Here is a 2,850-nt window from a genome sequence, read left to right as displayed (position 1 = left end):
CCATAGTAATTTTAATAATTTTATATTTTTTCAACTTGTAATGGAAAAATCTATATATATTCGTAAAAATGAGATTGGTATAATTAGATCTCTTGAATCGTTAAGCCTTTTAGGAAATATAAAAATCCTTCAACCTAAAGGAAGTTCAATAAAAAAAGATAATGTTGATTATATAAAAAATTTACAAAATATCTATTTTGATAAAGTTATAGAAAATAAAAATATTTTAAATGATTCAGATTCTTTTACTATTTTAACAAATAAAATAATAGATTATATTTTGAATTTTCACTCACTTAACCACTTACTTCCTGGAATATCTAACGCTACAATCAAAAATATTTTTTTCCCATCAAAAGAAAAAGATGAATTTAATGCTTTTATTAATTTTTTAGTTACAAATTCATATTTAAAAATTGAAGATGGCATCATCTCGCATCCTTCTTTTAAAATAAAACTCACTAAAAAAGACTTAATAATAAAAGAAAAAATATTTAGTTTTTTAAAAAACAAAAAATTTGTCGGTTCAAATTACGGAGATATTCAATCTTTCTTTAAAAATGAACCTAATTTCTTAATATTATTTAGATATTTTATTAAAAATGGATTTTTTATTGAAATTGAAAAGAATAGATTTGTTCTCTCTGGATTTATAAAAGAAGCTATAAAAATATTAAATTATTTTATGGAAACGCATGAAACAATTTCTCTTTCTCAATTTAGAGATTCTATGAATATTAGTCGTAAATATGCACTAATGTATCTAAATTATTTTGATTGTGAAAAAATTACCATAAAAACCGATGACATTCGTACTCTAAAATAAAAAAACCATAGCAAAAATGCTATGGTTTTTATTTATTTTTTCTTTTTTCCACTAAAGAACTTAATTGCTACTCCAATTAACATAAACATAATTAATCCACCATAATAAAGTTTTATTGTAGACAGTTGTCCTGCTAAAGGTTTAGAGAAATTATATCCTGCAAATATCAATGCTATAAGAGTCATTACTACAACAATTACTCCTGCACAAATCGATAATCTATTTGATTTATGTATTTGAAAAGGCGACTTATGTCCTTTTCTTCTAAAAGCAATATAACTTATTCCTAAACAAAAATACGGTATTATTAAAGCCATTGTTGACATATCATATACTCTATAATAAAGCTCTCCTGCTGCTTTTCCACCAAAAGTTGTTAAAGCAATAAATAAAAATGCTAAAATTGTTTGAAAAATTAGTGCATTTTTTAAAATTCCATTTTTGTCATCTTTTTTTGTTAACCACTCAGGGAATGTTCCCTCTGGTGCTTCACTAAATACTCCTGCTGCTAATGAACTTCCCCATAGCATTAGAGCAACTAATGTTATTAGAGAATAAGCTATTCCCATTAATTTTACAAACCAAATTCCAAGTCCTATTTTATCACCCATAAATTTAAACCCTGCAAGCACTGCATTTACTAACGATACTTTTGAAAAATCTGCTTGTGTTCCAAATGCAGAAAGAGCTATTACTCCTAATACATATAAAGTTCCTATTAAAACTGATGATAATAATAATCCTTTTAAGAAATCTCTCTCTGGATTTTTAACCTTATTTACATATGGTCCTACTACTTCTCCTCCTCCAAATGCAAACAATATCCATGAAAAACTTCCTAATGCTCCAGCAATACTTGATTTTGAAGCTAAATCTATTTTAAAAGAGCTTACAGTTAAATGTGTCGCACTTTGTCCTGTAAAATGTAAATATAATCCTGCTACTAAAAATACAATAACTGTCAATAAAGATATATAACCTACAGGTTTTGATAAACTTCCTATAGATTTTTCAAACTTTATACCTATAATAAGTGATATAACAAGTCCTATTGCTGATAACCCAGCCATTTCCAAATTATTTATATGAGAATCTCCGTAGATTCCATAACTTAAATATGTTGGAACTCTTGTTGCTAATGTTGGTAGATAAAATATATTTGCTACAAAATATGACCAAATAGCTAAGTATGCCATTTTTTTTCCAAGTCCTATTTCAATCCATGAATATATTCCACTTGTTCTATCTTTTGCATAAGCTCCAAATTCTGCCATGATTAAACACAAGGGTAAAAAATACAATAGTATACCCACAATCAACATGGTGGCAGAGGACATTCCTATTTCCTTAAAATTATTTGCGATATTACCAAAACCAAATACTCCTAAGAATATCATCATTACTAAAGATGATACAGATAGATACTTTCTTTCCATTCCCAACTCCTTTTTCTTCTTTTATAAAACTTTTTTATAATACCACTATTTATATCAAAAAGCAATTATTTTGTTATTTAATTATCTTATTTTCCATCTATAATTTTATTATGGAATAATGTATAATATAATAAAACACAATTAAAAATAAAGGAGGAATTTTCATGATAAAAATTGATGCTATTGGACAAATTTGCCCTATGCCTATTATTATGACAAAAAATGCTTTAAAAGAAATTTCAGAAGGAACTATTGAAATTTCTGTAGATAATAAGATATCTAAAGAAAATATTGAAAAATTTGCTCATGAAATGAATTTTCATTATTTAACAGAAGAAAAGGATAATTTATTTTTTATTCAAATTACAAAAACTTTAACAAACAAAGTTGAAAATAAAAAATCTAACGATACTGTTATAGTAATTGACTCTGACAAAATGGGACAAGGTGATGATGCTTTAGGAGAAACTCTTATGAAGGGCTTCATTTATACTTTAACTGAAATAGAAGAACTTCCTAAGGCTATCCTTTTTTATAATAGAGGCGTATTTTTAACTTCTTTAATTAAATCATCAGTTAAAGATCTTC

General features: G+C 25.9%; 3 protein-coding genes. 2 read left to right on the top strand and 1 reads right to left on the bottom strand.

Features of this window, described 5'->3' with window-relative positions; genetic code table 11:
- Positions 1–826 (top strand): SelB C-terminal domain-containing protein (locus tag Q0V09_RS10160; protein ID WP_297489221.1); only part of this gene is annotated, 826 nt, incomplete at its 5' end.
- A gap of 32 nt (positions 827–858) precedes the next feature.
- Here Q0V09_RS10160 and Q0V09_RS10155 read toward each other — a convergent pair.
- Positions 859–2,262 (bottom strand): amino acid permease, encoded by a 1,404-nt coding sequence (locus Q0V09_RS10155; RefSeq protein WP_297489218.1) that lies wholly within the window; start codon positions 2,260–2,262, stop codon positions 859–861.
- 164 nt (positions 2,263–2,426) lie between these two features.
- On the opposite strand from Q0V09_RS10155, the gene yedF reads away from it, so the two are divergent.
- A partial coding sequence (yedF, locus tag Q0V09_RS10150; protein ID WP_297489215.1) for a sulfurtransferase-like selenium metabolism protein YedF occupies positions 2,427–2,850 on the top strand: 424 nt, incomplete at its 3' end.

Source organism: uncultured Cetobacterium sp. (assembly GCF_947039425.1).
GTDB lineage: Bacteria > Fusobacteriota > Fusobacteriia > Fusobacteriales > Fusobacteriaceae > Cetobacterium_A.
This window is presented reverse-complemented; position numbering and strand designations above follow the sequence as displayed.

Coding starts and splice junctions, on each gene's coding strand:
- Q0V09_RS10155 (WP_297489218.1), bottom strand. CDS start 2,262: ATGGAAAGAAAGTATCTATCTGTATCATCTTTAGTAATGATGATATTC.